Source organism: Thalassoroseus sp. (genome assembly GCF_984380535.1).
In genome coordinates this window covers 197,192-222,201 of sequence record NZ_CFHRBF010000014.1, presented here as the reverse complement: position 1 = coordinate 222,201, position 25,010 = coordinate 197,192, and the positions used below count along the sequence as shown (strand labels likewise).

General features: G+C 56.2%; 21 protein-coding genes. 10 read left to right on the top strand and 11 right to left on the bottom strand.

The features are described 5' to 3' along the window. Nucleotides 1–72: 72 nt before the first annotated feature. The 5 genes from AC5DDB_RS20095 to AC5DDB_RS20075 all read right to left on the bottom strand — a co-directional run bounded on the left by AC5DDB_RS20095 (nucleotide 73) and on the right by AC5DDB_RS20075 (nucleotide 5,769). A complete protein-coding gene (locus AC5DDB_RS20095; RefSeq protein ID WP_491741550.1) occupies nucleotides 73–1,656 on the bottom strand; it encodes an efflux RND transporter periplasmic adaptor subunit in 1,584 nt (527 codons plus the stop codon). A gap of 192 nt (nucleotides 1,657–1,848) precedes the next feature. Next, a complete protein-coding gene (locus tag AC5DDB_RS20090; protein ID WP_491741549.1) occupies nucleotides 1,849–2,442 on the bottom strand; it encodes a hypothetical protein in 594 nt (197 codons plus the stop codon). Between the two features lie 85 nt (nucleotides 2,443–2,527). Next, entirely contained in the window at nucleotides 2,528–4,135 is a 1,608-nt protein-coding gene (locus AC5DDB_RS20085) for a TolC family protein (protein WP_491741548.1), read from the bottom strand. Between the two features lie 676 nt (nucleotides 4,136–4,811). After that, complete coding sequence (locus AC5DDB_RS20080) at nucleotides 4,812–5,147, bottom strand: hypothetical protein (RefSeq protein WP_491741547.1); 336 nt, start codon at nucleotides 5,145–5,147, stop codon at nucleotides 4,812–4,814. Between the two features lie 244 nt (nucleotides 5,148–5,391). Then, nucleotides 5,392–5,769, bottom strand: a complete 378-nt coding sequence (locus AC5DDB_RS20075) for a hypothetical protein (RefSeq protein ID WP_491741546.1) — start codon at nucleotides 5,767–5,769, stop codon at nucleotides 5,392–5,394. A gap of 231 nt (nucleotides 5,770–6,000) precedes the next feature. Here AC5DDB_RS20075 and AC5DDB_RS20070 point away from each other — a divergent pair, with 231 nt between their 5' ends. The 8 genes from AC5DDB_RS20070 to AC5DDB_RS20035 all read left to right on the top strand — a co-directional run bounded on the left by AC5DDB_RS20070 (nucleotide 6,001) and on the right by AC5DDB_RS20035 (nucleotide 14,657). Further along, a complete protein-coding gene (locus AC5DDB_RS20070; protein ID WP_491741545.1) occupies nucleotides 6,001–6,687 on the top strand; it encodes a hypothetical protein in 687 nt (228 codons plus the stop codon). Nucleotides 6,688–7,003: 316 nt separating this feature from the next. Then, nucleotides 7,004–7,846, top strand: a complete 843-nt coding sequence (locus AC5DDB_RS20065; RefSeq protein ID WP_491741544.1) for a hypothetical protein — start codon at nucleotides 7,004–7,006, stop codon at nucleotides 7,844–7,846. A gap of 901 nt (nucleotides 7,847–8,747) precedes the next feature. Beyond that, on the top strand, nucleotides 8,748–9,101 hold the full coding sequence (locus tag AC5DDB_RS20060) for a heavy-metal-associated domain-containing protein (protein WP_491741543.1): 354 nt from the start codon (nucleotides 8,748–8,750) through the stop codon (nucleotides 9,099–9,101). 74 nt (nucleotides 9,102–9,175) lie between these two features. Continuing rightward, nucleotides 9,176–10,345: an ABC transporter permease gene (locus tag AC5DDB_RS20055; RefSeq protein ID WP_491741542.1), complete on the top strand. Its 1,170-nt coding sequence runs from the start codon at nucleotides 9,176–9,178 to the stop codon at nucleotides 10,343–10,345. Nucleotides 10,346–10,405: 60 nt separating this feature from the next. Next, on the top strand, nucleotides 10,406–10,933 hold the full coding sequence (locus AC5DDB_RS20050; protein ID WP_491741541.1) for a hypothetical protein: 528 nt from the start codon (nucleotides 10,406–10,408) through the stop codon (nucleotides 10,931–10,933). A gap of 100 nt (nucleotides 10,934–11,033) precedes the next feature. After that, nucleotides 11,034–12,572, top strand: coding sequence for an efflux RND transporter periplasmic adaptor subunit (locus AC5DDB_RS20045; protein ID WP_491741540.1), 1,539 nt, complete (start codon nucleotides 11,034–11,036; stop codon nucleotides 12,570–12,572). 102 nt (nucleotides 12,573–12,674) lie between these two features. Further along, nucleotides 12,675–13,403, top strand: coding sequence for an ABC transporter ATP-binding protein (locus tag AC5DDB_RS20040; RefSeq protein ID WP_491741539.1), 729 nt, complete (start codon nucleotides 12,675–12,677; stop codon nucleotides 13,401–13,403). Nucleotides 13,404–13,514: 111 nt separating this feature from the next. Next, on the top strand, nucleotides 13,515–14,657 hold the full coding sequence (locus AC5DDB_RS20035; RefSeq protein ID WP_491741538.1) for an ABC transporter permease: 1,143 nt from the start codon (nucleotides 13,515–13,517) through the stop codon (nucleotides 14,655–14,657). Between the two features lie 61 nt (nucleotides 14,658–14,718). Here AC5DDB_RS20035 and AC5DDB_RS20030 read toward each other — a convergent pair whose 3' ends face one another. From AC5DDB_RS20030 to AC5DDB_RS20010, 5 genes are all read right to left on the bottom strand, one after another. Continuing rightward, on the bottom strand, nucleotides 14,719–15,702 hold the full coding sequence (locus AC5DDB_RS20030) for a hypothetical protein (protein ID WP_491741537.1): 984 nt from the start codon (nucleotides 15,700–15,702) through the stop codon (nucleotides 14,719–14,721). Nucleotides 15,703–16,014: 312 nt separating this feature from the next. Next, entirely contained in the window at nucleotides 16,015–16,773 is a 759-nt protein-coding gene (locus tag AC5DDB_RS20025; RefSeq protein ID WP_491741536.1) for a GNAT family N-acetyltransferase, read from the bottom strand. A 96-nt stretch (nucleotides 16,774–16,869) separates the two neighbouring features. Continuing rightward, nucleotides 16,870–17,550, bottom strand: coding sequence for a GNAT family N-acetyltransferase (locus AC5DDB_RS20020; protein ID WP_491741535.1), 681 nt, complete (start codon nucleotides 17,548–17,550; stop codon nucleotides 16,870–16,872). Between the two features lie 653 nt (nucleotides 17,551–18,203). Next, nucleotides 18,204–19,004 carry an IS5 family transposase gene (locus AC5DDB_RS20015; protein ID WP_491741534.1) on the bottom strand — a complete coding sequence of 267 codons (801 nt, stop codon included), beginning with the start codon at nucleotides 19,002–19,004 and terminating at the stop codon, nucleotides 18,204–18,206. A 210-nt stretch (nucleotides 19,005–19,214) separates the two neighbouring features. Further along, nucleotides 19,215–19,484: a response regulator gene (locus tag AC5DDB_RS20010; protein WP_491741533.1), complete on the bottom strand. Its 270-nt coding sequence runs from the start codon at nucleotides 19,482–19,484 to the stop codon at nucleotides 19,215–19,217. Nucleotides 19,485–20,745: 1,261 nt separating this feature from the next. On the opposite strand from AC5DDB_RS20010, the gene AC5DDB_RS20005 reads away from it, so the two are divergent. Continuing rightward, the gene (locus AC5DDB_RS20005) at nucleotides 20,746–21,168 is read left to right on the top strand and encodes a hypothetical protein (protein ID WP_491741532.1); all 423 of its coding nucleotides are present in this window, start codon (nucleotides 20,746–20,748) and stop codon (nucleotides 21,166–21,168) included. Between the two features lie 224 nt (nucleotides 21,169–21,392). Here the strand turns inward: AC5DDB_RS20005 and AC5DDB_RS20000 are convergent, their stop codons facing one another. Further along, on the bottom strand, nucleotides 21,393–21,800 hold the full coding sequence (locus AC5DDB_RS20000) for a hypothetical protein (protein WP_491741531.1): 408 nt from the start codon (nucleotides 21,798–21,800) through the stop codon (nucleotides 21,393–21,395). Nucleotides 21,801–22,695: 895 nt separating this feature from the next. Here AC5DDB_RS20000 and AC5DDB_RS19995 point away from each other — a divergent pair. Beyond that, entirely contained in the window at nucleotides 22,696–24,948 is a 2,253-nt protein-coding gene (locus tag AC5DDB_RS19995; protein ID WP_491741530.1) for a heavy metal-binding domain-containing protein, read from the top strand. Nucleotides 24,949–25,010 lie beyond the last annotated feature (62 nt).

The window sequence follows — 25,010 nt, the reverse complement described above, 5'->3', positions numbered from 1 at the left end:
GGACCAACAATGGCACGCGGCAAGAATTGAAAACCGAAAAAACAGAGAGCCCTTGCGACTCGGCGATTGACGTCAATGGTTATGTCCGGCATGCGGATCGACCGCGCCGCCGGATTTGTTCTTGATAGCCATTTGCAACTGATGCGCTCCGTTCTGTGCCACCGATTCGCCGGGAAACAGAGAACCATCGTTGTCAATCACCGCGTCATACTGGTCTCGGTACTTGATGTGGACTGGTCGACGGTCAAAGTGGTCACCGTTTTCCACGAAGACGAATGTCTCCGGTCCTTCTTGTGCTACGGCATCGACAGGCAACACCATCACGTTTTCCCACTGCTCGACGGGGACGCGGAGTTGCATACGTTGTCCCGGCTTGAATCGCCAAGTGACGAATTGATGATTATCCCGCTGACTCTCCCGCACGATCTCGTTAGGAAGGTTTACATAGAAATGCAGTGCCCGGGAGTCGCGTTCAATTTCATTGGAGACGTAGACAATTTCTAGTTCTTCCAGCCCAGATGGACTACCCAGGCCGGCTTGCTCGGGGAAGGCAGTGATCCGCCGCTCATCATTGGCGGCTTGAATGATTTCCGCGGCATCCTGCTCGAAGGCGCGGCCTTCCACGTAGAGCGTGCTATAGTCCGTCAATATGCACAACGTCTGTCCGGTTTGGACGGCTTCACCCGTCTGGACGCCAAGTTCACGAACCACGAACCGCTGGGACCGCACTTCATGGCCATCGGTCGACGTTGAGGTCGCACTTGCCGTATTGATTCCGAGACGACGAGGGAACTCACGACCGTCGAGGTCGTCGGTCGGCGTCGAGGTTGCGCCAGCCGTACTGATGGTGCTGATACGTCGCGGAGTTTCTCCTTTGTCGTGGACCGACGAATCCTCGTGCAAGTACGGCACCAGCACCTGCATTTCACGGACCAAATTTCGATTACGGACGATATCATCGACCTGCTCATCCGCGAGTCCATGGAGGTGCAGGGCATGCCGTTGGGCTTTCAAGACGGCTTCCAGCTTGTCCACTTCATATTGTCGTTCCAAGATGACTTTTTGAGCCACAACACCGGAACTGATGTTTTCCAGCCGCTTCAGCTCGCGTTTTTCGACATCGAGTTGGCCTAGCGAAGTCAAGAACTCGGTCTGGGCTTGAACCAGATCCTCGTGGGTCAGCCGCAAATTGAATAATAGATCGCCTGAGTTGACCACCTCACCTTCAACGACATGCACACCAGTGACCACACCGGTCAGCGGAGCGGCGACCTTCTGATGCGTCTTGCCCGGTCGTCCGGTAACCAGGGCCGGCACTGTGATGGAGCGGGCATAATTTGTCAGTCGCACTTCACCCACTCTCAAGCCAATGTTTTTGCGAGCTTGAGCAGACAACTCTAGTGACTGGGATTCGTCATGTCCGGCATGATCATGCCCCTCGTGCGCATCAGCAGCGTGATCGTGACCGGCATGATCATCTTCAGAACCTTCCGCAGCTGCGACCTCGGAGCGGCCAGCCAAGGTGTCAGCCAGGACGTTCAGAACGGGCAGCCACAGAGGAAGCGTGGCCAAGCCGACCACGATGACCAACACGCCAATCGCCGGCCAAAGCCACTTGGACGATAATTTCGAAAACCGGGTGAGATAAGGTTTCATCCCGAACTCCTTGAAAGAATTGGAACACCGAGAGAATCGCGCAGCAACGAACACGAGGTCGCGCTGAACAAACACGGAGCGAGGGGGAGACGAGCAGTCGTACAAAGCGTGCCAGAAGTTGGCACTAGCAATGCAAGCCAACGGCTTCTTCAGCCGTCACTCTCCCACCGAAAAGAATTGGGGCCGCTCGTTCTAGAGCAACGCAATTTGCGTCACATCACGGACGCAAAGACTTCCCAAATGGAGGGATTGCGAGAGATCCCGCGAGGAAAATCGGGCCAGATTGCCAGAACCGGCCTCAACGCTACGCGTCACAATCAGATTCAGATCCCAACCACCAAAGCCATCGACTGGCGTCGGAATTTTCACCTGGCTGGGGGCAACATACTGACAGGACTCTTCACCACAGCCGCTAGGACCGTGATCATGCCGATCCCCGCACGGAGAGGGATTCGCAGGCTGGCAGCAAACCTGTTCACTATTCTGATCAGCCTGCCCGGCGTTTTCATTGGAACCGTGCGAACACGGACAGGCATGCTGACTCGACGAGGTTTTTTGAGCCGTGTTTCGTTCGCTGTGCGCATCTCGACATGGACTGCCATGATCGTGGTGCCAACAGCACCCCACCACAGCATGCCCTCCTGTTGCCAGGAGTGTCGCTAATGTCATCACCAACCGAAACATCGAAAGGAGTTCCTTCCCGTTGACTTCAAGACGCCGTTTCCGAAGTATCTTCATCTGATTGGAGTTCGTCAAGACCAACTCATCCGGCGACCCCTTGAACATGGCGAAACCACTCGTCAACCCGACAGTCGCCGTTCTGTGTCCGGTCGGAAAGATGGGAAAGCCGGAGGGCCGCTCATTGCAACTCCTATTCCGTCTTGGGAGTGGCGGTTAGCGGTCGCGTACCGCCCCCGCCGCCACCGGCTCCGCCCGCTCCACCGCGGCCGCTGCCAAATTGGCCGAGCACCTGAGCGGGCAAGTTCAAGCCGCCGCTGATGAGCAGTCCTTCGATGTCCACGGCAGCGGACTTCAAGTCTTGTAGAGTGGCGATGTAGTTGATCTGATTCTCGACATAAGTACGGCGAACCGTGAGCACCCGCAGAAAACCCACTTCACCCGCACGGTAGCCCTGCGTCGTCAAATCCAAAGCCTCCTGCGCCGTCGGCAGAATCTCGTCACGGTACAATTCGGCTTGCGTTTGCGCTACTTCGTATTGCTGAATTGCCTGAGCCAATTGCTGCCGAAGTGTCAGTTCCAGCCGTTGAATGTTCTCGGCGGCTTGATGCAATGCCGCGTGAGCCGCCGCAATATTCCCCTGGTTTTTGTTGTGGACCGGCAACGCGATTCCCAATTGCAAGCCGTAAACCGGGGTGTCGGTCGCAAAATCGTTCAGTGCATTGGCTTGCACGAGCACATCGGGAATTGGCTGGACTTCTTCCCGGCGTAGTTGAGCACGGGCCTGCTCCACTTGAGCTTGGGCGAACTGCAGAGCCGGGCTGTTGGCAGCGAGTTTCTGCCATTCAAGTTCGTAGTCGAGTTCCGGCATCGCGTTGTCCAGTGTTCCCGCTAGAGGAGCGGAGAGGAGTTCCGGCAACCCCAGCAGTGCGGCGAGTTCTCGGCGTGCGCCCGATTCGCGTCGCCGGGCGGTTCGCAAGATGATTTGGACCGCGTTGCGTTCCAAATTGGCCTGCAAGACGTCGGTTTCAGGAACTTGACCGGCTTTGCGAAGTTCCACCGCGGTTTCCACGCCCTGCTGAACGATTTTCTCCAAGTCTTCGGCGACCTCCACCGTTCGCTGAGCGGCTAGCACGGCATAAAATTGAACGCGGACACTATTGACTACGGCCCACCGCTGGGCATCGGCTTGCCAGCGGGCTTGCTCGATATCCCAACTCGCCGCTGCCCGGTTTAATTCCAGTTTGTCAGCTGTCACGATGGTTTGGCTGGCGAACACCCCTTGCTTGCCTGCCGTGCCGTCATCGTTGATCTCTTCCGCCTGATAACCGACCACGGGATTTGGATACAGCCCGACCTGCAGCCAGTTGCCTTCGGACTGACGAACAAGCAGCCCCGCTTGCCGTAGCGTCGGATTGTTCGCTAACGCAATCTCTTCGAGTTTGGCCAGGGAAATCCCACCGTTCTCAATCAATTCCTCCGGTGCCGGTGCATTCTCGGTTTTGCCGTCCGTTGTCGAATTCTTAGGATCTTTGGCTATCGCAGGCGGTTCTTGAGCTGGAACCGGCGCGTCGGATGCGGACTCGTCGGCGTCGACGGCTAGAAATTGCGGCCCGCCGACTGCGGAAACCGTGCGGATGCCGGAACGCTCAGCTGCGGATTGCTCGGAGCGGCTGACCGGTCGACAGGCTTTTAGCCAAGGTGCCGTGGCTTCCGGTCCGGCTGGATCCAAGTTGGCGCAGGACGAACAACTCAACAGCGAAGCGGCCAGTAGGAGCCGCGAACGGGATCGATTTGGCATGGAACACTCCATCAGGCTGGAACAAAGAGTACTGCGGCGACAATTGAACGAACAGTAGATTGGGGTCGTTCGGATAAGTTCGTCTTTAGAGCAGCAGTCGTCCCAGCATCTGCAGGTTCCAAGTACATCGCGCGGGACATTGAGTCCGGCAAGCGATTGCCTCCACCTGACGATTCGCCGTACGGAAACAAGTCTCCGGAAAAAACGCCGGCTCGCCCATTCCAGAAATTCGTACGGGCAGCGGTTCCGGGCAAATCGCGTCTGCTGTGCTACAGCAGAAAGGACAGTGATGGTTTGGGTGTTTCTGTTCATGTGGTTCGTCAGGAGCGTTCCCCTGGCAGCCGCACTTCAAGGACGAACAAGCAATCTGCGACGAGGCCTGCACGCCGTGATGGGTAGAGCACTTCCCGTGAACCGAATGGGGGCAGCCAGGAATCAGCGTTTGCCAAATCACGGCCAACGCGACATAGCTGGATACGAGAATACGGAAAAGGCTCACGGTCAGTCCCACGCGACGAAAATACGAACAGGATTTGTGATCGTATCGGTCAATTCATAAATTCGTCTTGACACGATTCGCGGGATTCTGTGGGTTCTATCGCCTTTGGAGGTTGCGCAACGAAAAAGCCGCCAGATAATCTGACGGCTGCAAGCGATTTGCGAGTTGAAGTCGAGTTTAGTGGTGGCCGTGGTGACTCCGATAGCCACTGTTATATCCCCGCTGGGAATGACCGTAACCACCGTACCGCGAGTAGCTACGGTAACCATGGCCATAGTTCGGGGAGCGACGGGAATAGCCATGTCCGTAACCACTGCGATATTGCGAGCCGCCATAGTAGCCGCGTCGCGAGTAATTCCCGTAGCCGTAGTTCTGATGCCCATGCCCCCGGTGGCCGTAGTTGCTCGACCGGAATCCGAATCCCCAACTAGCGGACGCGGTGGGCAGAGCGGCGAAGCTCAGCCCGCCGAGCGTCAACGCTGCGCAGGCCATGATAAAAATTTTGCGTCGCATTTTGGTCTCTCCCTGAAATCCTTGGAGTATGAGGCTCACAAGCCGTCGAGCTTGCCATGACTTTTCCAAGCCACCGGCCCCGTCACACCCTGTGAATGGGAATTTCTGAACCCACCCCGACATTTTTTTGTATTTCTTGCAATGGCGATGTGAATATTCCGCCGCCCCCATTTGCAGGCACGAATAAAGCTGCCAGAAATTCTGACGGCTGCACGAGAATTGATGACTTCGCACTTACTTGAGTCTAGTGGCGGTCGTAATGTCCGCTGCGATGCACGTCGTAGTGGCCTGGCGTATAATCCAGATGGCCACGATGCGGGGTCACTGTGGGGCGTTGGTAGTCAAGATGCGTGGTGTCATGGTAGTCGTAATGGCTGCCACCGTAGCCGCGGTTCGAGAACCCGGGTTGGACGTAACCCCGGCGGGAATGGTTGCCATAGTTTTGAGACCCGTAGCCACGGTTGCCGTAGTTCTGATAGCCATAGTTCGAGTTGCCGAAGCGGCTGGACCGGTAGCCAGCATCCCGGCCCCAGTTCGCCGAGGCCGTAACGGCGCTGAAGAATCCGAAACCGGTCGCCAGTAATGCCGCTCCGAGCCACATCATACTTTTGCGAGCCATCATGTCTCTCCTTGGATTGGTTGAATCTTCGTTCTGAAAGAGCGTTTGCTCCGTTCGATGCGGCTCACACGAACCTCATCCTTCGCACCCTAAGAATGGCAAGAACGCCAACTCATCCGACACCGTTCTTGTAGATGTTGCAACATTTCGCATGGTCGCTGTCCGCTGCTTCGAGGGAATGGCAATCTCAACGTAGAGGACAAGACGGACCCACATACTTCAGAAAGGACGAGAATGCAAAACTTTCGAACAATGCTTGGCATGGCTGTTTTAGGGACCGGTGTGTGGCTCGGCGGCGACGCGACCAATACCGCTTGGGCACAAGGCCAAATCATCCGGGAGGGCGATCTGGCGGAAGCGGATCATGCACGTCCTGGAAGTTGGGAGCATGTCGATGAACTGGCAGACGGTCTGGAGAAGTACGCCAAAGACCTGCACGATGAGGTTCATCTGCATTTGGAAGGGCATGTATATTTCAGGCACATGGACGGGCATGCCGAGGAGATCGAAGAGTTGGCCAAACACATTCACGATCTGGCCCACGAAGGCAAAAGCATCAAGCATCTGCGTGAAGACGTCATCGAACTCGACGAGCAAGTGCATCACGCTGACGGCGTGATCACCAAAATCGCCCGTCGCGGTGTGCGGGCCGAGCATTTCGACGGAGCCGTTCGGCAGACCCGCCGCATTGTCAAAGCGATGAACGGGATTCTACACCACCTCGAAGACGACTTGGCGGAACTCGATCCCGACTACCGCCGCGGCCATCGGCATGAGACCCTGCGGCCAGGACTCGACCACGCCCCGCTGCATCGTCGCCCATCCGAGGACTACCACCACCGCTATCCCCGCCGTGGCTACGACCGCTATGACGACCGTCACGACGACCATTATCACCGTGACTACTACCATCGGCGTTAGGCCATGTGCAGCCAAGGATGAGATTTGCAGAAACAGACCCAGGTTTTGAACATCTCGACCGACGGGGATCATCAGCCCCGCCGGCTTTTCCGTTGGCAGGTCCAGGGAAAATATAGAACCCGATGTCGGGCTTGGCCATTGGTTGTCCATTCTAGGGTTGAGCGAATGGACCTCATGTCGTTGGCATGGGGGTTGCAGAGAAGCATGCGGGTTTCACAGAAATCGTTCCGGTAATGTAATATTCATTGCTTTCAAGAGACTCGCCGCAACAATCAAGTTCACCACAGTCTTGTCTTTTCAGAATCAGGAGCAGCCAATGAAGCGCCTTCGATATGCAATACTCGCGACAACGGTCGTGGTCGGCAGCGGCGCGATCAGCCAAGCCCATGAGGGACACGATCATGCAGGACACGACCACGGTTCCGAGCCGCGCAGTCATGCGCCTCAGGATACCGGTTCACCTCCCGCTCCGCCCAGCGATACGTTTGTTCCGGAATCGCGTTCATTAGAAAGTGGTCCGCCCTCCCGTGAACCGATGCCAAACTTTTCATGGCCCGCTGAGCAACGACCTTCACGGGGGGACTCCGGCTTCGAGCCAAGACCTAGCTACGATGTCCCCGCCGACAACTTCCCGGAGAGTCGCCCCTTACGACCGGAGGATCGTACGCCGTACAAATCCCCGGTTCCCCGCCGCGCTCCGGCTGATGAGTTTCAGGGATTTGAACCGGCGCCCCGCGATTTCGAACGGAGATCTCCCTGTCCGCTGGGACAAGATTTCCACGGGCGATGCCCTTCAGCCCGCGATGGTTGGGTTTGCCCACGGCAGGAAGTATTCTCTCCCTCTCAGCCATACACACTCGAACGCAACTCGAATTATGAATGTTCTTGGGAGCGCGATCGACGCCTCGGCTTGAGCTTCGATGAGTTCCCGCCACCACCCTTGGCCTCATTCCCCGAGGCCAATCCGGTCGGTTGTCCAACAGGTGCCTGCGGCCATTCTCACCATGAATCCGAGAACTGGATTGACAATCGCTTCGACCGTCGCCCGAACGTACCGAGCGACCCATCGGCACCCTTCTTCGGTAACGAACCGAGTGGCTCGCCTCCGCCAACCTTTCAACCGCAATCGTCGGAGCAATCCCGGTTTTTCGAACGCTGATGACGTGTGACATCTCGCTCCAAATTCCTGCAGTCAGCTGAGACGTTAGTCGATGTAACCAAACATTCGAGTCCATCCGACGTTGTCGAGTGTCGAGACTGAATTGAGATTGCTGTTGCAGCATCTGGAAAACTAACGTAGTCTAGCTCTATGTTTCGAGCATTGTGCATCCACGCCACTATTGTCGCCCTTTTGGGTTGCCCGTTTCGCTGTATGGCGGGGGGATCAGTCGCAGGGACGGTGGCGGAATCTTCAGGATCGGTCGGAGAAATTCGCTCGGCGGGATGCCCGTGTTGCGCCCATCGCGTTCAGCCTGTGACGTGTGATGGAGAGAGTCACTCGACAAACCGTGCGGATGCTGAACCCGTCTCTCCGCGTCCCTGTCCTGCCAATTGTAGTTGCCAATGCCTTTGCCAAGGGGCGGTTGTCGCTTCAAACGATGACGCTCTGAAGATCGGCGTTGGGTCAATTGGTTGGATATTTGTAATCGGCGATGAGACGGTTCCCGCTCTCCGCCGCACTGCGAGCATGGCATCGACGCGGTATGGGTTCCGCTCGATGCCCCCTCTTTCTGGACGACTGATCTGCTTCGCCGTCCAGTCGCTGCTGCTCTAAGCCGAACCGGCCGATGAATCGTCGGCTGCGTGGTATTCGGCTAACTGGCGTCGCTTCGTGTTCCCGTTTGCGCTCGTGAAGTCGCGTTCAAGAACGCGGCTCCGGCAAAAAATGCCGCGCTCGGGAGCCTTGGTGCCTGAAGTTTGTGCTTAAGATCATAGCCCCCTCGGGTGGGAAACTGTGTTCCTTAAGTTGGCCTGGCTGCGCTCACGCTCCGTGCATGTTTCCGGCAATGCGTGATGGATGCGTGTTGCCCTCTGCTTCACTCCCTTTCGAAAGGAGTCCGATGATGTTGCGTCGAATGACTGTTGTGTCCACCGTGGCTTTGGTGTTGGGCTTGGCCTCTCTGCCAGGCATGACGAAAACGACGACCGCGCAAGCGGCCGATTCCGCTGTGACGACGATCACGGTCGGCGAGATGTGCGGTGGATGTGTCAAACGCATCACTGCCAAACTGGAGCCAATGGAGGACGTGGCGAAGATTCGTTGTGACGTAAAAACGAATCGCGTCGCCGTGCTGCCCAAGCAGGGTCGCGTGCTTTCACCGCGAGCCCTTTGGGAAGCCTTGGACGAAATCGGAAAGACGCCAAAGAAACTGTCTGGACCAAGCGGAACCTTTACGTCAAAGCCGAAGAATTAAACACGTTTTGAAAGGTGGCGGGAATCACTTGAGGGTTTCCGCCACCGGATTTTCATCGAGTCTGGAGCGCTTCCATGTTTCAAAGACGACGACTGCCCTGGGAGTACGGGGTCCGCAATTTGTTGCGGCGACCGACGCGAACCCTGTTGACATTAGGAGCGCTCGCCACTGTGATTTTGCTGGTGTTTGTGGTGGTCGGTTTCATTCGTGGGTTGGAGAAATCCTTGGCTACCAGCGGTGACCCGGATGTCGTCTTGGTGTACTCGATGAATGCTGAGGAGAACATCGAGAATTCGTCGATACCCGCCCGCACACCGGCACTGCTAACCGCCAGCCTGCAAGGCGTGCAGCGGCAATCCGGCGTTACGACTGTCTCACCGGAATTGTACCTGGGCACCCGGGTCACGATTGGAGATGAGGATCAAACGCGGCTGGGACTCATTCGTGGAGTGACAACGACGGCACCGCTGGTCCGCCGGAATGTACGTCTTGTGGAAGGACATTGGCCCGGTCCTGGAGAGATCATCGTCGGTCGGTTGGCTCCGGCCAAACTTGGATGCGCAGTCGAAGAATTGGCCATCGGGCAGCAAATTGAATTCGAAAAACGTTCCTGGACCGTCAGCGGGCAGTTTGTCGCGGGCGGTTCCGCATTGGAGTCGGAAGTGTGGTGCCGCTTGCCAGACTTCCAGCAAGCTCTCAAACGACAGGATATCAGCTTGGCGGCAATGCTATTGCAGCCCACAGCGAATCCCGCGGAAGTTGAGTTGTTTTGTAAGGAACGGACCGACTTGGAACTCCAAGGCATCGGCGAAACCGATTACTACGCCTCGTTGCAGAAACACTATCAGCCGGTGCGAATGCTAGCTTGGCTGGTTGTAGGTTTGGTGGCGGGAGCGGGCATCTTTGCGGGTCTGAACATGATGTATGGAGCTGTCGCCGGGCGGATTCGTGAACTCGCCACACTGCAAGCGATCGGCTACCGCCGATGGGCGGTGTTGCTGAGTCTCGTCCAGGAAGGTGCGCTACTCTCGGCCGCTGCGTCGCTCCTGGCCGGATTGATTGCAGTCGGTTGGCTCAATGGGTTGGCCGTCCGCTTCACGATGGGAGCCTTCGCGTTGCGGGTCGACAGTGTCGCATTGCTGATCGGTTGTGGAACGGGACTCGTGCTCGGCATTGTCGGGGCGATTCCTCCGGCTCTCAAGGCGCTTCGAGCGCCGGTGGCAGAAAGTTTAAAGGCGGCATGAGTGTCTCATATCGCCAGAATTCACTGATTCATTTTTTATCGAGAACAGGACAGATCAAAGATGACACAAATCGCACATACATTCTCAGCATTGTTGCTTGGCGGATGTCTTTTCATGGGGTGTAGCGACTCCACGGAATCGAACGCCGACGCGAAAGATGACTCTGCGAACAGCTCTCCCAATGCGACTTATCTGCTGACGGAAAAACCCGCCGATGCTTGGGGCGTCGGTGCCGCTCGAGAGAAGGTCAAAGATCAAGGCGAGGTCACGCTGATTGGGCGCATCGGGGGCTCGGCGGATCCATTCGTGGGCAGTTTGGCTGCGTTCACAATTGTCGATCCGAAGGTCGAGCATTGTTCTGCCGACGAGGGCTGCCCCACGCCGTGGGATTACTGCTGCACGCAAGACCAAGTCAAAGACAATATCGCTACCATCAAGTTTGTCGGAGAGGACGGACAACCAGTGGGCCAAAGCGCCAAGCAACTTTTGGGGGTCAAGGAATTAGATACCGTCGTCGTGCAAGGGCAGGCCAAACGAGATGATAACGGCAATCTGACCGTCCTGGCTCGGAAGGTTTACGTGGAGTGAGATGCTGCCCCCAAAGTCCGAATCGGTGGTCCGTCCTGCGGACCCGCCGTTTCGGGCTAGCGGCTTGGTTCCCATCATTCCACTTTCAAACGAATTCACCATGTCCACACAACTTGACTTACGGCAGTTAGCCGTGGACCGAAGCTCGCCAGAGACCTCGACACGTCGGCGTCGCCCCCCGATCGTTTCACGGTATGTCTTACCTGGAAGCGTCTTGTTTGGCTTTGTCGCGTTGATTGCTTGGGCGGCCCGCGATCAATTCCTGCCTTCTCGGACCGTGACGGTCGTGCCGGTGGTGGTCAGTCGGGCGGAAGTCCAGCAATCGGGCACTCCCTTGTTTCAAGCGGCAGGTTGGATCGAACCTCGGCCCACGACGGTTCGCGTGCCAGCATTGGCGGCAGGAACTGTGACGGAACTGTCGGTAGTGGAAGGGCAATCAGTCGAGGCCGGTGAAACAATTGCCCGGCTGGTGGATCTCGATGCTCGTTTGGAATTGGAACAGGCTCAAGCGGAACTAGCATTGCGTCAAACAACCTTAGCCAGTGCCGAGGCGGAATTGATGTCTGCCCGCTCCCGCCTGGAAATGCCGGTGCATTTGGAAGCGGCGTTGGCGGCAGCAGAATCAGAACTGGCGCAAGTGGAAACGGAGTTGGCGAAACTCCCTTACTTGATTCGTGCCGCCCAGGCACGCGAAGAATACGCCCAGCAGGATATGGAGGGCAAACAATCGGCTGGCGCCGCCGTCGCCAATCGACTTGTTCAGCAGGCCGATAGCGCCTATCACGCCGCCCACGCGGATCACTTGGAATTGAAGAACCGTCAGCCACGACTCAAACGCCAGGTAGAAACGCTCCGTCGCCGCAAGGTGGCTTTAGCGAAACAACTCGAATTGCTTGTGGATGAGACACGCGAGTTGGCCGATGCCCAAGCCAAGGTGCAAGCTGCAAAAGTTCAGATTCGCCAAGCCGAACTTGCCGTTCAAGCGGCGGAAATACAATTGGACCGCATGGTTGTTCGGGCGCCCGTGGCCGGGCGGGTACTCGAACTAATCTCCGGGCCGGGAGCCTTGGTCATGGGACAGTCTCCCCAATCCAATCAGGATGCGAGCACCGTCGTCACATTATACGACCCCGGCATGCTCCAAGTGCGAGCCGATGTCCGGTTGGAAGATGTATCCCATGTCCAACCCGGCCAACCTGTCGAAATCGAGACCGCCTCAGTCACGGAACCGATTCGCGGTACCGTGCTCTACCCGACCTCACGGGCCAACATCCAAAAAAACACGCTCGAAGTGAAAGTCGCTATTGAATCCCCACCACTGGGTATTCGGCCAGAGATGCTGGTGACGGCGACCTTCCTTGCTCCACAGCGTCCCGAGTCCGACAGTGAGGAGTCCGACAGTCAGCAACGATTGCTCATTCCGCGGCAATTGGTGCAGTCTGAAGGCGAAGTATCCCTCGTATGGATCGCTGGAGCGGAAGGTCTCGCTCGACGGAAGTCCGTTCGGCTCGGCAAGGCCGGTTCGGAAGAACTGGTCGAAGTGATTGACGGCGTGACGCCCACCGACAAACTGATTTCCAGCGGTCGAGACGGCCTGGAAGACGGCGATCGCATCAGTATCCGCACCGGGCAAAACTGAACGCCGAAAGACCAGTGGGCGGGAGAATTTGTTTTCCGGCTCCATGCCGTTTGCTCAGGGAATTCTGCCGACCCACAACGATTATCAAAAGGAAACGCGACCATGGCACTTGTGGAAATTCGGAATTTGACCAAATCTTTCCAGAAAGGGGACGAGGTCATCACACCTTTGGATGACGTGTCTCTCGATATCGAGGAAGGCGAGTTGGTTTCGCTAATGGGGCCGAGCGGTACTGGCAAAAGTACATTGCTCAATCTGATCGCGGGCATCGATCGTCCCAATTCAGGCACGGTAACGGTGGGCGGCACGGAAGTCACGGCGATGTCCCGCAGCCAACTCGCCGATTGGCGGGCGGCTCATCTGGGGTACATCTTTCAGACTCACAATTTGATTCCGGTGCTGACGGCGTATGAAAACGTGGAATTGCCGGTGCTTTTGTTGCCGCTTTCGAGTCGGGAACGACAACAGCGGGTGGAGTTGGCCTTGGAGGCGGTCGGCCTCAGTGACCGAGCCGACCACTACCCACGGCAACTGTCCGGGGGCCAGGAACAGCGGGTCGGCATTGCTCGGGCCATAGTGGCGGGACCGTCTGTGGTCGTCGGTGACGAACCGACCGGAAGCCTCGATGTGGAAACGAGCGAGCAGATCCAAATTCTCCTCAAGCGGCTCAATCGCGAGTTGAACATCACCTTGTTGATGGTGACGCACGATGAAGATGCCGCGGGGATCGCCTCGCGTCAGTTGCGACTCGACCGCGGGCGAATTCTGGATGTACGCGACGAGTCACTGCGAACCAATGGCGAAACATCCCGTTACGCCGCCACTCAATAAATCGGTACCGAGGAAACCAAAGATTTTCCATGCGGCATCTTTGGTTGGTGATTACATGCTTGTCTTGTGGATGGTGTCCTGGCCGTTTGCCCCTTGATGTCTGGTCCGACGATGTTTCGATTTGCACCTTATGTTTTCAAAAGTCTATGGCGACACCGGGCGCGAACCCTGCTGACGGTGAGCGGGGCGGCCGTCGCGTTGCTCGTGTTCTGTTTTGTGGGTTCGGTTCAGGAAGGGCTGGAGCGACTGACGGAAAACGACGACGCGCAGCGGACGTTAATCGTCTTTCAAGAGAACCGCTTCTGCCCAACCAGCAGCCGGCTCCCGGAAGATTATGCCCGCCGCATCCGCAAGTTGCCCGGTGTGAAAGATGTGATGCCGGTGCAGGTTTGGACCAACAACTGCCGCGCCAGTTTGGACGTGGTGGTGTTCAACGGCGCTCCCGCCCAGCAACTCCAATCCGCTCGGGATTTGAAGCTCGTGGCCGGCGGTTGGAGCGAATTCGAGTCCCGCCGCGATGCGGCACTGATTGGTCGCAATGTGGCGAAGCGGCGGAATCTGGCGGTCGGCTCGCAGTTTTCGATCGGCGAGGTCTCGGTCAAGGTGGCGGGAGTCTTCGCGTCCCCTGTGCCAGCGGAAGAGAATTTGATTTACACGAACTTGGAGTTTCTGCAATATACGCGGGGACTCGATTCGGCGGGCCTAGTCACTCAGCATGAAGTCCATTTGACCGATGACGCCGACCCGGATGCAGTGGCCCGCTCCATCGATGAAGCCCTCAGGGCCGGTCCCGTGGCGACCACAACCCGCCGCAAAGGCGCGTTCCAAGCCAGTACCTTGTCGGATTTAGTCGATCTGATCGGCTTCGCCCATTGGTTAGGCTATGCCTGTGTGGGCCTCGTTCTGTCTCTGGTAGCGACGACGACGGTGATGTCGGTGCAGGACCGCATCAAAGAACACGCCGTGCTCCAGACGCTGGGAGTACGACCGGCCCGGGTGTTTCGGCTGGTGATCGCAGAGAGTATGGTCATGTGCTTTCTGGGTGGGCTGCTTGGGACCGGAATCGCATTGAGTCTATTATCGGGGAGTGGTCTGGCGGTGGGAGCCGAAGGGGTGACGATTGCCTTCCGGCCTTCGTGGCAATTGGGCCTGACTGGCGTGGCCGTTTCGCTGCTCGTTGGATTGCTCGCCGGTTGCATCCCGGCCTGGCAAGCTGCCCGCATTCCCATCATAACCGCCCTCCAACAAGCTTAAGGATCCACCTGAAAATCTTTCCCGTGGATCCTCAAGTCATGGATTGGAAGAACGACGATCATCAATTGCGAAGATACTTCTCCGGGTTCGATTGAACTGCATTGATACAGCCTGCACAGCAAACCCAGAGGCTTCGGCCAGCAACACTCACGCGAATCGGCTTGCCCATTGAACCGAGCTTCTGCTTGGTCACCGGGCAGGTGTCTTGAGCCAAGGCCGTCGCTTGATCCGAAGGGGAAAGCAACGCGATGCCTTTCATGTCTTCCGGGATGGTTGATTTCGAAAGACGAGGCGAAGCGTTCCAACGTGGTTCCGATGGTCCTTGCGAATTGTAGGAACGTGTCTGGCTGGGGTTAAAAGGAGCATCGGTTGGTGGCAAAGGCGACGCGGAATTCCGAGCAGGCGTTCGTCCCCGTAATCCCAGCTCACTTTCTAACGTCACAAACAGTTTCGCAAAGTTGCGTAGTGTGTTCTCTGATTGGGGGAAGCGGCCTTGTCGTTCCATGTCGACGTCGAGCTGAATCAATGCTTTCTTGACGTTCGCAGCATCGGCACGCAGATGACCAACCTCGGCACCGTTATCCACCGATTGACTGAAATGCCGCGTTTCTCGAGTCAAGTTGGCATTGTCATCCAACAGGATGCTTTGGCCTCGCAGATCCCGGCTTTCATCACGGAGATCGTTTTGCAATCGATTGAGCAGCCGTTCGAGTTGAGCGACAGTCGGGGAATCCGTCCTAGACAGGGATACCCCAGATGTATATCCGGCAGCGGTGGACGGTATGATGCGTTCCGGGGTCTCTTCATGACCGGCCCCGCAGCAGCTTCCTCCTTGGGGACACGTCCGCGACGAGGGAGCGAAACTCTCCATGCGATACGGCTCATTGGGGTACGCCACACGGTTCTCGTGATCATCATAGAAACCGGAAGCCGATTGTCTAGCCGGCGTTCGACGGGGGCCGTGGTCATGCCCGTCATGGGCCCAAGAGAGCGAAGTCAAACCGATGGTGGTGGCAGCAAGCGTCATCGATTGTAAGGTCTTCATGAAAATCCTTTCGCTTTGACATGTTCGAATTGCCGTGAGCCGTGTTTTCCAGGCTACACGATATTGAGGAGATGAATTCGCGAAGGATCGCAAACCCAGTGCCAGACGAGACGACTCCTCGGCTCCGATCGCGGCCCCTTGTGAGAGCCGCCACCACGAACATGCACAACCTCCTGCGTTCTCCGACAGGCTCACCAAGGCAAATCGAGAGATTGACGGAATCGCACACGGAGGGGCGGTTCTGCTCGTTCAGGGGAAACGTTCTCGGCTCAATGTGGCCCACAATTCTACTGAGCCAATTACCAACAATCTTCAGTCGTTTTCGGTGGACCGATCAGGAGACGCGTCACCAAGTGCCTTCGGTTCCGTTGCTCTCGAACTCTCGCGTGAGATTCCATAAATCTCGACAGGACGCCCTTGCCATTGTGCCCGCTTCTCCCAACGCATCCCATTTTTCTGTGCAACGCGTTGCGAGGCGGTGTTATCAGCAGCGATGGCCGAAATCGCGTGATCCACGCCATGAGCAAACAAAAGATCACGCACTGCGGCAGCCGCTTCGGTGGCAAAACCTTGTCCCTGATACAGTTCACCGATGCGATAGCCAATTTCTGGCTCGATTACGCCCTCGATCGTGAATTCCGTCAAACCACAATGGCCGATGCATTCACCGTTTGTTTGGAGACGAACGACCCAAGTTTGAAAGGCGTTCAATAATTCCCGCGTCAGAATAGACTCCGTTGTCCAGTAGCGAGGTTTTGTGGGGTTCTCGCCTGGATTTGTAGGAAACAAATTGATGAGATCGTCGAGGTCCGAAGTCTCCATAGGTGTGAGCTGCAACCGTGGCGTTTCCAAAGACGTATGCAAGGTCTTGAGAAATGCAAATTGCGGATCCTCAAGAAGGCGAGGTGCGGGTTGATCTTGGCGACCGAATGGTGGGCCGAGCAATCCCGATCGGAACGCCTTCGGGCCATCCTGTCGAACTCGCCAGAGTACGATGCGAAGCCGATCGGATAGAGTTCGGCGTTTCCAGAACCATCGCTTGATTGCCTGCTGTTGTTGCCACGTCATCATCTCGTCGGCCTCAATGCTTCAGGGGAATAGCGATTGACCTCAGCTTTGACGTTGAATGACGTCTCAGATCGGATTTTCGCTGAGGATTGATGGTTCTTATTTTCGCCGCATAAATAGGTAGATGCGGTCGGGCGGATCGGTGTCATCGGGAGCGCGGGGAACAAAGTTCACTTCGTCGATCGATTCCACCCGTCGGAGGGGTTGCCGCTGAAATGCTCGAAACCCCCGCCGTTCGTAGAACCGCACCGCGTGCTGGTTGTCTTCGAGCACTCGGAGATAAATCTCACGAGGTGTGAAGCATTCCTCCGCCCACATGCAAAGCCGATCCAAGGCGACGGACATCAGTCCTGGCGCTTCAGTGCCATTCGCCCGCACGACATTGTCCACTTCCATCCGCCGCTCGTCGTTGTCGCAATGAGCAAATCCCATGTGGCCCACAATGGCCCCGGACCGGCTGAGCACGAAAAACAAAATTCGATCGGGGACATCGAGCAACAGTGTCCGCAGCCACTTTCGTGTCCGAGCAGACGTGACCACGAATTGGCTGGGAAAGGTTGTCACTCGCGAACGGATGGCGGTGAGTAATTCAATCGTCGATCGATCGTCGGCGTGCAGTTGACTGACAGTGGCCAAATAGCCACGGCCATTGGGCAACCGAAGACTCTGGGCGATGAGTTCGTCGTAACGGGTCAATGATTTCAACGCGGAGAACTGCATCCGAATTTGCTCTTGGTAATACTCGGAAGCGTCGTCACGATTGTGGGAGAAGTCGGACATCGTTCATTCGTCTCCTCAGACGAGCACGGGGATGCAGGTCGAGTACAGTCGTCTGGAAAAATTAAAGGATTGGCTTCTTTTTCAAGACGTCCCACTCTCACTTGCACCCGTCCGAGTTTGATAAACGAGTGAACGCATCCCCTTCAAACGGTAAGAATCGATATCGATTTCATTCAGTGCGGTTTCAATACACTGGTAACACATTGGCTCATATCGCTGACACTCTTCAGAAGACCAGTCGGCTTCGGGTGCCTCAGCCGCAGTGCGAATAACTAACCATCGTTCTCGAAAAAGCTCGTCCAGATCAGTTCGTATCCACCGTATTGTTTCGACAGGCCCCTTTGTCGCGAAACGATGACCAACTCGACAAATTGTCCCCAACATGAACGTCTCCCTTTCGAGCCAATGGACTTGCTGGAAGGTTCGATGACCGGGGAGTCGAATTTCTTCGCGCGATCCTCGCTTTTCTTTGTTTCTACCGCTTTAAGAAAACATCAGGTCGGCAGGATTCGGAGAAATCGATTCCGCCTCGTCAGAAACCGCACACCGACGTGCTGTGCTGGCACACTTGGAGACTGACGCGGCGGAATGGCATTCCCTTAGAACCAAACAAAAAACTACCTAAATAAAAACCAAACTGCAGGGACTTTGATTTAGTCGGCGGTTGCTAGTCGGTAGCAGATTCCACTGGCCGCTAGTGATTCCCAGGCATCCAAGATGGTGTCGTGGCGATCATAACGTGTCTGCAATCGTCGGAGCTTTTTGATCCAGCCGATCGTGCGTTCGACCACCCAACGCACACGACCTAAGTGGCTACCATGCTCGGTGCCTTTGCGGCGGATGTGCGGCTCGATTCCCAAATATCGCAATCGGTCTCGAGTCGGCTCGGAGTCATAGCCCGCATCGGCATACGCCTTCCCGGGATCAGAATCCGAGTCGTTCAAATCGAAGCCTTGTTCCTCAAGATCAAGAATCGTGGGCACAATCTGGGCATGGTCGCTGGTGCCAGCGGAGTTGTGCCGAATCACCAACGGAGCCCCGTTTTTGTCCGTCAATACCGAGTATTTCGTGCCTTTCTTGCCACGATTGACCGGACTGGGGCCGGTCGATTCGCCTCCGCCGGGCGCGGGAACGTGGCTGGAATCAATGATGATGGCCTCGGCGTCCAACCGCCCGAGTCGCTCCAGTTCGCCCACGAAATGCTGATGAATCTTCGGCCAGACATTGAGTTTCTGCCACAGCTTCAGCCGCGTGCGGGCGGTCTCGCCGCAGCATCCCATCTGCGGGGGCACGTGGCACCAGGAGATGCCGGTTGTGAGCACGAAATAGATCACATTCATGACCGTTTCGTTGGGTGTCATCGGAGCACCGCCTTGTGGCCCCACCGGTTTTTCGGGCGGCAGATACGGCTTGATTGCTTCATAGAATTCAGGTGGCATTGTGGAATCAGCCATGACATTTCCTATTGTTAGAGGTGGAAAATGTTATGGCGCAAATCTTGTGCCGAACGGTTTTTTGTTTGGTTCTTAAGGATCAGCGACATGTTCTTGAAAGATGGGACTATGCAATTGACATGGACAGCCGGAACTGTCATCCCCAACAGTTCTTATGACTGTGTCGAGATCGCAGTGGGACGATGCCGCAAATGTATAGGAGATAAGATCTTATTGTCGCTTTGAGAAAACCTCTGCCAGACAGACTGGCAGTTCTTGCCGAGTCCGATACTGATCGGCTCCAATTTCGCTAGCAAGTTCGGCGGCTTGCCGGTCGAACTCGTTTCCAACCAACCAAATTTGCGGCGGATGAGTTCGAAGTTTCAGTTTAGCGGCGACAAGCCAACCGCTTTCATCCGGCAGATCAATGGCAATGATCGCCAAATCAATCGGCTGCCGGGTAGCTTCTTGGTAAGCTTCCAACGCATTAACGGCGCGCACGAGTTGCCAACCACGCTCGGCACAATCTGATGGCTCTGAGTCCACTAGCAAGTCGGACGAATCGACAAGCAGTATTCGTCGTGGAGGGATGGTGAACAGAGATCGCCAACCAGATAGAGTTTGGGATGGACAGGAAATTTCCGAGTCGGTACTAACATGGACTAGACGCACAATGAGACTCCTCGATTGACTGCAAGTCTTGGGACCTGGCAGAATCGGTATCCGTCTCGTTCGGATGCCCGATCCCAGATCTTAAGAAATAAGAAACCCAACTGGTGGCCAGGCAAACGTGGAAATCGCCACGCAATGACCTGAAACCATTTATTTCTCAACGCACACGTTCAGGTGCGGAGAATAGGTTTATGTCAGCCAAACGCAGCACCGAATTCGAATCGGAAGCTGAAATCCACGGGCGGAAAATTCACCCGGCAGAGTGTTCGTCGAGGGAGCCGGATCTAGCAGCCCTTGGACCAGAGGGAGGGTTTGAGTCCAGCCTAACGAATCCTCTGTCGTGACGACGCGTTGGACCACGGCTGTCGGCATGGCCGGAAAGGGCTGGTCGCATCGGCATGAGCAGGGCACCCATAGCGTTGCCCACTCCTGGCCCCTCTCTTGGACAGCCTGAGGGATTTCGTGACAGCCACAGCAGGCCCCATTATGCAAGCCTCGCCAACCAAAGTCTGACTGCTTGCTAGACCACAGAGATCGACCGCAGTCATTCGAGACGGCAGCCCTCTGACGACAGCCACACACCGTCCGTCCCGAGACGGACAACGCGTTGAACAGCAACACGATGACCAGCCCAGCGGAGGTAATTCGGGAGGCTGTCGAGGAAGGAAGCATGAAACGGAGCCAGCGAGGAAGATTAAGGCGGAGTCTTGTTTTCTGATCGGTTGGAAACCGGACGAGATCTGAATCTAGTCGAGACGACTTCTGCAGATGAAGTGAAAATCTCTGAAACTCGCCGATAGCATCCAAGCCGAAACGGCGAACGGAGTCTAGTCAGCATGGTGGCCAGAGGCCAGAGCAATATTCTTGTTCCAACAAACGACTCGGTTGCGGTATCGCGGCTATGGGCGCGAACTTAGCCATAACGGAGAAGCTGTACCGATTATTCCGAAATTTCTCCTGATGGCCGTCTGACATCATTCCAAGTGCGGCGGAGCGACGGACTTCGTCGAACCGATACAAAAGGCAATGTCCAGCGACTGGGCTTTGCTGGTTCAGCGACGCAGATCAATCTCCGGAAGGAAACACTCGAATGAAACTCAGCCGCATCCCGATCATCTTCATCCTGGGCATGGCCACGTCGAGCACCGCCTTCACTGCCGAGCAGAAATCACCGCCTGTGACAGTCCAGCCGACTCAACCCTGTTTTGGAATCGGATACGTTCCTTACGGATACCCAGGATTTGATGTGTGTCCTTGCGGCAGCGACGGGTGTTTTCATCCGGCAAGGTATCACTGCGAGTGCGGTTCCTATCGGAAGCATTGGTGGCGAACTTGGCTGCGGGCTCATTTCCGGGGCGGTTCGATGTTGGAACTTTATCCTTGCCACTGCGTGCAGCCGCAATGCGGGCGGCCCTATTTGGCAACGTACCCCACATCGACGGATTCGAATAAGTCGACAGCCGACCCATCCGGCAAGGAAGACAAAGACGCTCCAACTCAGGACTCGCAATAGCGAGAATCTTGGCGAATATTATTGTGGAAAAGTAATGCCACGATCTGCTTTGTAATCGGCCTGGAAGGTCGCTGCTGCGTCATATCATTCTCTCTACACGTCGGGATGGAACGTGCGTGGTGAAAACAACGACGACTGAGGGAATTGAACGAGAAAAGTCCGCCACTGCCGTCCAGGCAGCGTAGCGGTGACTAGTGTCCCGCTTCCTGCTTTGAGTGCTGGGTCTAATGATGTCCATGGTTTGAGTGGTGACCGCCGTGGCCATAATGGTGACTGCCATAGCCATGTCCCCCGTAATAGCCATGACCGCCATAGCCGTGACCGGAATATCCGCCATGCCCATAACCGTGCCCGCCGTAGTAGCCTGAATAATTGTGGCCACCCCGGTAGTAACTGCCATGTCCATAGCCATGCCCACCATAGTAGCTTCGGCCATAGGAGGGGTAGGAATAGTAACTTCGTCCTCGATATCCATAACTCGGGTAGGATCCGCTATAGCCGGAGTAATAGCCACCGTGGCCACCACCGATGTATAATCCGAAGCCTGCATTCGTAGACTGCGGAGCCAACAAAAGTGCCAGGGCAAAAAGAGTTCCGGATAGGCCAACGAAGAATCGAGGTTGCGATTTCATGGGAAAATCCTTTGGCAAGTCAAGCTAGACGAAACATGTAGTTGTGTTGAAGTGATGCCTTGAACAAGCAGCCGCCCATCACGAAAGTTAACTTTTTGTGTCATGGTGTACAAGACGTTTGACTGTTGGTGCTGCTCAATTCTGTGCTGGCTGGGGGAGTTTACTGACTCCAGCTTTCGCAAGCTGTGCAAATCGGATTCCAATTGCCTTCAAGGGAGTTCCTTGGATCGGTGAATATGCAGCTGGTTACCTTTCTTGTCATGGCCTACGGCTACTCGTCGAAAACCGATATCTGATTCTCAAACGTGGCAGAGACATGAAGGAGCTGGTAGACGCGGAGCCACGTTGGTCCTCTAAGAACCGAGAAGACAAGTTGGGGCAACAGCCACATCCCAAATCAAGGGCGGATTCGCTCGTTAGATGCCATAATCGCCCAGCTTTGGGTTTGTAACGGATTACGACCAACTGAGTGTGATGAGCTGTATTGATTCCGGATTCGCAATATGCGAGCGTCGTGCTATCGAGTCAAAAAATCGGCTAAGCCGCACATCTCGGGCGAATTCGCACACGAGCCCTAAATTTTCGAACTCCCCGCTCATCATGGCATTCGCAGAGTGTACCGAAAGTCGACGATACCTGAGACAATAGGGTTTTCAAAGAACGAGGAATCACCGACCTGGGCGGGGCACTTGGTTCTCGAAAATCAGCCAACATTCTCTGTCCGACCCTCGTAAACTGGATAGCGAGCCCCTCAGCGGCTTCTCCTTTCGTTGACTGTTCCCAATTACGAGGTGCTGAAGTGACCCCGGCCCAATCAAAATGGAGACACTTTCGCGAGCGGTTGACCTCTCGTGAAGGGTGGTTGAGGGTCCTGGCGATGCTCGGAGCGTTCGTCGTGGGAATCATTGTGACGAAGACGTTCTTCGATTCGCCGTCCGGCCCGGATTCCGCGACTCATGACCATGCGGTCGGTGCGGGAACTGACGCATCGGCGGCGACGACGTGGACGTGTTCGATGCATCCGCAGATTCGCTCCCCCAAACCGGGGAAGTGCCCGATTTGTGCGATGGACCTCATTCCCGTCACCTCCGAAGGCGCGACGCTGAGCCTTCGCCAGATCTCATTCAGCCCGGCCGCCAAAGCGTTGATGAACATTCAGACGACGCTGGTCGAGCGACGATATGTGACGGCCCGCGTGCGGATGGTTGGCAAAGTCGCTTATGACGAAACCCGCATGAAGTACATCGCCGCCCGCGTACCGGGACGGTTGGATCGGCTGTTCGTCGACTACACAGGCGTGCAAGTTCAGGAAGGCGATCATCTGGCTTCGATCTACAGTCCGGAATTGTATCAAGCCCAGCAAGAACTGATCGAGGCGGCGAAGTCGCGACGTGAACGGGGCGAGACCGGCAGCAAATTCTTTTCGGATCTCGGCGGGGTGGACTTGGTCGAATCGGCGCGTGAAAAGCTGCGTTTGTGGGGCTTGACGAAAGAGCAAATCGGCAGCATCCAAAAGAGCGAAAAGCCGAGCGATCACTTGACGATTTACTCGCCATTGAGCGGGATCGTGATCCACAAGAACCGCAACGAGGGCGACTATGTGCAGGTCGGTGAGCGGATTTACGCCGTCGCCGATCTCTCGCAGGTCTGGGTTTTATTAGATGCGTATGAGTCTGATCTGCCCTGGCTGCGGTACGGGCAGGAGGTCGCGTTCCAGACGGAAGCGTATCCCGGCGAAGAGTTCACCGGTCGGATTGCCTTCATCGATCCCGTGCTCAACGATAAAACCCGTACGGTCAAAGTCCGCGTGAATGTGCCGAATCTCACCGGCCAACTTAAGCCGGATATGTTCGTGCAAGCCACGGTAAAAGCGCAAGTCGCCGCGGGCGGGCGGGTCATTGATGACGATTTGGCGGGCAAGTGGATCAGCCCCATGCACCCGGAGATTGTCAAAGACGAACCGGGCACCTGCGACATCTGCGGCATGCCGCTGGTGCGGGCCGAGTCGCTGGGTTATGTGCCCGACGATGAACTTTCGCGGAACGCCCCATTGATAGTTCCCAAGTCGGCGGTGCTGCGGACGGGAACGCGGGCGGTCGTGTATGTCGAAATGCCCAAAGAGAAAAAGCCGACGTATGTGGGTCGCGAGATTGTACTCGGGCCACGAGCGGGCAATTTTTACCAAGTCGCTACGGGATTGCAGGAGGGCGATTTGGTGGTCACGAACGGCACCTTCAAGATCGATTCGGCTCTGCAAATTCAAGCCAAACCTAGCATGATGACGCCCACCGGCGGCGGAAGCATGGAACAGGCTGAGGGCGAAATGGCGGCGTCCATCCCACCGGCTTTTCACGCGCGGTTGCGGAAACTCGATGCGGCCGCGCGAGAAGTCACGCAGGCCCTGGATGCTCAGAACTTGCAGCAAATCCAAACCGCCTTCGAGGAAATGCAGCAAGCCCTCGACCAGGTGGACGGTGAACTGTTGCCGGATCAACCGCCGCTGCAATGGAACGAACTTCAGATGCTTTTGCGGAATGATGTGGTCGAAGGCCAGAGCGTCAAACAACTGGATGAAGCGCGGCGAATCGCACAGAGTCTGAGGCAGACGATGAACCGTGTCCGATCGCAATGGCCTTTCGGTCACGAGGGGGAAGAGCCTTACCGACTGGATGTGCCCGAGCCGTTCCTCGTCGATCTTCGCAATATTTGGAGTGCTTATCTTGCTGTCCAAAAATCCTTGGCTGGTGATGATCTCTCGCAAGCCGAAGCGGCTGTGGATCGATTGGCCGCAGCGGTAAAAACAACCGGCTCAAGTGACTTAGCGGAAAAGCCCAAGTCGGTTTGGGCTCACGAAGAATCCAACCTTCAGAAGATTCTCGCTGAGATGCAGTCGGTCGACAATTTGAGAGCGTTGCGGGGCCAGTTTCAACCACTGACTTCCGAAATGGAGTTACTTGTAAACCGCTTTGGATTGGGTGAGTCCGGCCCCGTTTACAAGCTCCATTGCCCGATGGCCTTCGGCAACACCGGCGCGAGTTGGTTGCAAGCCGATCAGCAACCGCTCAACCCGTACTTTGGTGCCACGATGCTCAAATGCCATGACAAAATCCAAAAGATCGCCAGCGGTGAGGAGAATGCCAGTCAGTAGGTCGGCAACATCGCGTTCTCTTTCTGCTTAAACTCGCTGGCTCAAACCTTTCGCCGCTCGAC